General features: G+C 49.7%; 4 protein-coding genes. All 4 read right to left on the bottom strand.

What is annotated here, in order from left to right:
- Positions 1–185 precede the first annotated feature (185 nt).
- Positions 186–2,564: an ABC transporter permease gene (locus OCV77_RS16260; protein ID WP_262575995.1), complete on the bottom strand. Its 2,379-nt coding sequence runs from the start codon at positions 2,562–2,564 to the stop codon at positions 186–188.
- Positions 2,565–2,578: 14 nt separating this feature from the next.
- Positions 2,579–3,244, bottom strand: coding sequence for an ABC transporter ATP-binding protein (locus OCV77_RS16265; protein ID WP_009296631.1), 666 nt, complete (start codon positions 3,242–3,244; stop codon positions 2,579–2,581).
- A gap of 221 nt (positions 3,245–3,465) precedes the next feature.
- Positions 3,466–4,497, bottom strand: a complete 1,032-nt coding sequence (locus tag OCV77_RS16270; protein WP_005936000.1) for a sensor histidine kinase — start codon at positions 4,495–4,497, stop codon at positions 3,466–3,468.
- On the bottom strand, positions 4,494–4,979 hold a 486-nt coding region (locus OCV77_RS16275), incomplete at its 5' end, for a response regulator transcription factor (protein WP_262575996.1). The genes OCV77_RS16275 and OCV77_RS16270, both read right to left, overlap by 4 nt.

Consider the following 4,979-nt stretch of genomic DNA (forward strand, 5'->3'; position numbering starts at 1 on the left):
GATTGCTTCTTCCATGAATGGTAATATTATCATCAAACTTTTGGAAGAACTATAAATGTCCGAGGTGCCTTTGATTTCGACAAAAAAACAGGCTGAATTGTTACAAAGCTCGGACATTTCAAAAATTTTTTGAGAAATGGCGAAAAAAGCGGGGCAGCACACGCCGCCCCGCCGATCCCATACGGTTATTCCATTGCCCGCATTTGTTCAATCAGAGATTGTTTTTTCTGTCTGCGGATTGTCCATACAGACAAGATCAGCTCCATTCCGAACGATACCAGAATGAACAGCCCCATTTCCAAAACCGGGAATTGATAAGGCACTACATTTCCGGCAAAAGCACCTACACTCATTTTTCTGCAAGCAAAGATGGAAGCCGGAAGCCCAACGATCAGCGTTGCCAATGTTGCAAAGAGCGCATAGCACAGCCCCTCACAGATGTTCATTTTACATAGCTGTTTTTGTGTTAGGCCGATAGAACGCAGAATACTGTTTTCCTGCTTTCGGGCGATCTGGTTAGAGAGTGTCGTGTTAATCAGGTTGATAACGCCAAAGAGAAATACCAACCATGAAAGTATCTCCATACTGCCAAACGCAAAAGAATTTGTCATTTCTTCATATTCAATCACTGTATTGATTTCATCTAAGGCAATATTACTATGGCTGGCAACAATATTTTTCAATTCAGCTCCCACATAGTCCGTTTTTTTAGCGTCATTTACAATGCTCCATGAATAGTCAAAAGAGGTGATTTCCGGGTGCAGTTCGTGGAACAACGCTTCTGGTGCAAAAAGAGTTGCCCCATCTAAGTGCATCCTGCCATGTCCTGAATATACCTTTGCAGGAGCGTATAACCCCGATATGGTAACAGAAACGGATGGCTGTTCTTCTCCCAAAGAAATCTCAACCGTTGAACCAACACCCATATCCTCATTCTGCTTTAGCACATTATAGTCAATTACAATACTACGGGAATCTGTTGGCATGGTTCCCTCTGTCAGAGCCGCTTCAACTGCCGCATAATTCTGGTCGGTCAGCATATCGCACATACCACCAGCTTGATGAATCTCTGTTTTATAAGTTGCATGGAGGGATTGCCTGCTTGGAATTATATCTGTAACGCCATCAATAGATAAGATTTCCTGCTTTAATTCCTCATTCAATGGATTTCCCGCTGCCATAACCTTTTCTTCTGTCATTTCAGAATCCAAATAAATTTTATAGTCGCCGTCTGGGAAAAACTGTCTTGCAAGCGCCTCTGGTGAGCGCAGCAAAACAATGGAGGATACCACAAGCAGGATAATTCCGCCCAAACTCAATGAGGCTACAATAGCAACGGTCTTTTTTCGGTCACGCCTAAAATTTGCAATTCCCATTGAAACAGGATTGAGCTTGATATTCTTTTTCCGGCTGCGGATGTCCTTTTGCGCCGGGGTAAAACGGACGGCTTCAATGGGGGAAATCCCTGCCGCAATTTTCACCGGCTTACGGATGGAAACAGATACCATGATCCAACTGCTTATAAGCGTTAAAATAACCGTTGCCACATAGGAAACAGCGTTAAAACCCTTGGAAAACAGGAGGAAACCGCCGCATACGCCCAGCACTGTGCCAATCAGAATCCCGATACTGCCGAGTTTGCGTCCCTCTCGCTTTACAATCCGCTTGATTTGCTTTGGTGTCGCACCAATCGTCCGAAGCTGCCCGTAGCTCTTGATTTTGTCATTGATGGAGATACGGAAGATACTCTGGATCACAATATAGCCGCCGATCAGAACAATGGCAATCACGCCAGCCATCAGTGCAAAATCAAAGGATTTAGAAGCATAGGCAAAATACTTGCTGTTCATTTTGGGCATAGGAAGCTGATATTCCTCCGCAATCTCCCTGCAATAAGAGGTCATCAGTTCTTCGCCCAACTGGTCGCTGTTTTTGAAATGGACATAGGCGCGATAGCCAGTCGGGTCAAACCCTTTCCATCCTGTCAGGGCAGCGTTGGAAAGAATGATAGCGCAGGTATTCGCTTCTTTTTCATTTACGCTGTCCATAATGCCGGTAACGACATAATCACCATGAAAACTCTCTGTATCTAAGGTCACAGTGTCCCCGATCTTGGCATTGTTTCCATAGGTGGAAAGAAAGTATTCGCTTACAACAACTTCATTTGCTTTTTCAGGAACCCGGCCCTCTAACAACTCCATCTGCGCCTTGGTAATCTCCATCATTTGCGCGTCGCAATACACATAAGACGCATGATAGCCCTGTTCTGAAAGCTCCTCACCCAGCATATAGTAGCCGCCTACGCGCTCAAACTCCGGCAGTCCTTTCAGGGTTTCAATGTCGTTTTCCTCTACGCCCAGCCAGACCGCCTCATAAGTATCGACAACCTGATTGCGCTGCATTTGTGTCAGGGAGGTAGACACAATTCCCGTAAAGCAGATCAGAAATGCCGCCAGCGCAACGGCAATCACCACCATCAGATTCCGGCGCTTCTCGCTTTGCAAACTTTTCTTTGCCAGCTTCTTTGTAATGGCGCTGGTATCATTCTCAAAAGGCCATGTCATAGCCTGCCACCTCCTTACTCCACAATCTTGCCGTCCTCAATGCGGACAATCCGATCTGCAAGACGGGCTATGTCGTCATTGTGGGTAATCATCACAACAGTTTGCCGGAACTCTGCACTGGTGCGCTTGATAAGCCCCAGCACCTCGGCGCTGGTCTTGCTGTCAAGGTTGCCGGTCGGCTCGTCGGCCAGCACAATAGCCGGTTTGGTAATCAGGGCGCGTGCGATAGCCACACGCTGCTGCTGGCCGCCGGAAAGATTGTTCGGCATATTTTTCAGTTTATCTTCCAGCCCCAGCAGGTGAACGATCTCGTCCAAAAACTTCTGATCCACCGTGTCCCCGTCCAGCTCCACCGGCAGGACGATGTTCTCATACACATTCAGGATAGGAACAAGGTTATAGTTCTGGAAGATAAAGCCGATGTTGCGGCGGCGGAAGATGGTAAGCTGTTCGTCGTTCATTTTCGACAGTTCTTTGTCCCGGACAATCACATTGCCGGAAGTAGGGGTGTCCAGCCCGCCCATCATGTGAAGCAGGGTGGACTTGCCGCTGCCGGAGGTTCCCACAACGGCCACAAATTCGCCGTCATTTACAGAGAAGTTCACGCCGTCAAGGGCGCGGGTGATATTCGGCTCTGTACCGTAATACTTTTTCAGGTCGATAGTCTGTAAAATTCTCATACTCAAAACTCCTTTCAAGGCTTTCTGCCTGTTGATAAGGCTATTGTAAAACCCAAATGTCCGCGAAATGTTACAGCGGCCAAAAAATTTCATTGAAAATCGGGGGTGAAATGTTACAACGCTCGGACATTTCCGCCGAAAAACTGCCACTGGCAGCTTTATCGGCACACTGTTGCGAAAAGACTTACGGCGGGCAGCCGAGAATGACCGTCCGCCGCATTCTATTTTGTCGGCAGCATAATGGAAAATTCTGAACCCTTGCCCGGCTCCGAAACCACTTTGATATAGCCGCCTTGCCGCGTTACGATCTCGCGGGCCAGATACAGGCCAATGCCCACGCCCTGCTGTTCGTGTACTTCTTCCTCACGATAGAAGCGCCGGAAGATGGCAGCCTGATTGCTTTCGGAAATGCCCTTGCCGGTGTCGGTCACTTTGACCTCCACATACATTTCCCACAGCACCACTGACACGGCGATTTTCCCGCCTGCCGGGGTGTACTTCACTGCATTGTCCAGCAGGTTAAAGAGGGCTTCGGATGTCCACTTGCTGTCATGGAAAACGGTCAAATCCTCCGGGCAGTCCACGGACACAGCGATTTCCTTTTTCTCCGCTGCATACACAATCCCACTCATGGCCTGCGCCACGGTATCAAAGAGGCGACCCGGTTTCTTATCCAACTGGATCACGCCCGTTTCCAGCCGTGAGGTTTTCACAAGGGCCTGAAAGAGAAAGTCCAGCTTATCCGTCTGGCTGCGGATTCCCCGGATAAAGTCGGTGCGCTCCGCCTCGGTCATGGGCTTTTCCAGCAGGGTGTCCGTCGCCATTTTCAGATTGCTTACCGGCGTTTTCACCTGATGGGAAATATCCGATACAAGGGTCTGTAACTCCTGCCGTTCCTCGTCCACCCGGCGGCGGTTCTCCTGCATGATCTGGTAAAGCCTTGCCAGCCGGTGTCCGATTCTGGCAAGCTGGGTTTCGCTGTCCTCTGGCCGCTGGGGCGCTTCATTCCCGGCGATCATGTGGTCTAAGGTCTGGCACAGGTCAGCGGTAAACTGCGACAGCCGCTTTCCAAACGCCTGCGTCAGTACAAAAATCCCCACAAGGGCGCACAGCAGCAGCGTCCCGCCTGTCAGCAGCACCGCAATCTGTTTTGTCACAAGAAACAGGGCTATGGTGATCCCGGACATGGAGAGGACAAGCTCCATTGCCACCCGGCCAAACAGCCGCTTTACCGAGAGGTTTTGAAACTTCATTTTACCTCGCCTCCCGTCCATTGATACCCCATGCCGTAAACGGTCTTGATGTAGGGTGCGCCGCCGTCGGCTTCAATCTTGCTGCGAATACGGCTGATGGAGGTTGTCAGGGTGTGTTCGTCCACAAACCGCTCGTCTATATCCCACAGCTTTTCCAAAAGCTGCCCACGGGTCAGCACTTGCCGGGGATTTTTACGAAACAGGTTCAGCATTTTGTACTCCATCGGGGATAGAGTCAGGGGCTTGCCGTTTAAGGAAGCCGTCTGCTCCGAGAAGTCCAGAAACAACCGCCCGTCGTCGTAAATGTCCTTGGCCGGTTTGTGGTGTTCCAGCATGGCGAACATGGCTTTGATTTTTCGCTGCAAGGCCCCGATCACAAAGGGCTTTGTGATGTAGTCCACCGCGCCCACCTCATAGCCCCGTATCTGGTCGCTCTCCTGATCGTTGGCGGTCAGGAATATTACGATGGTGTCCGGGTGCTG

The organism is Suilimivivens aceti (assembly GCF_025567405.1).
Classification (GTDB): domain Bacteria; phylum Bacillota; class Clostridia; order Lachnospirales; family Lachnospiraceae; genus Suilimivivens; species Suilimivivens aceti.

Bases quoted from the DNA above. Each gene is read 5' to 3' on its own strand.
- OCV77_RS16260 (WP_262575995.1), bottom strand. From the start codon at position 2,564: ATGACATGGCCTTTTGAGAATGATACCAGCGCCATTACAAAGAAGCTG.
- OCV77_RS16265 (WP_009296631.1), bottom strand. From the start codon at position 3,244: ATGAGAATTTTACAGACTATCGACCTGAAAAAGTATTACGGTACAGAG.
- OCV77_RS16270 (WP_005936000.1), bottom strand. From the start codon at position 4,497: ATGAAGTTTCAAAACCTCTCGGTAAAGCGGCTGTTTGGCCGGGTGGCA.